The 266-nt window shown below is 39.8% G+C and carries 1 protein-coding gene; it reads left to right on the forward strand.

Going from position 1 to position 266, the window contains the following annotated elements:
• Positions 1-266: hypothetical protein (locus tag AAEY83_RS15730; protein WP_351060439.1), on the forward strand; the 266-nt coding region annotated here is incomplete at both ends.

Below are 266 nucleotides of genomic sequence, written 5' to 3' on the forward strand. Positions count from 1 at the left end.
GGCATATGCACGCTGGAATCGTTTTATTATTGGCAGTTGTGGAGGCTTGGTATTAGCAAGCTTTGTGTTATTTCCTTTGCAAGTTGTACTTAATTATACCGTTATTGGTGTGGCGCAAAATAGCTTTTTTGAACCCGTGTTTTTTTATACGTGGTTGGCATGGTTACTCTCAAGTGTATTGCCTGTAGGTTATAAAAACTATTTTAAGCTGACTCTTTTGCTATGCGGCGCTTCGCTTGCTTTGGTGCTGCCGCTCAATATTATAT

Source organism: Psychrobacter sp. TB20-MNA-CIBAN-0197 (genome assembly GCF_040309765.1).
GTDB lineage: Bacteria > Pseudomonadota > Gammaproteobacteria > Pseudomonadales > Moraxellaceae > Psychrobacter > Psychrobacter submarinus.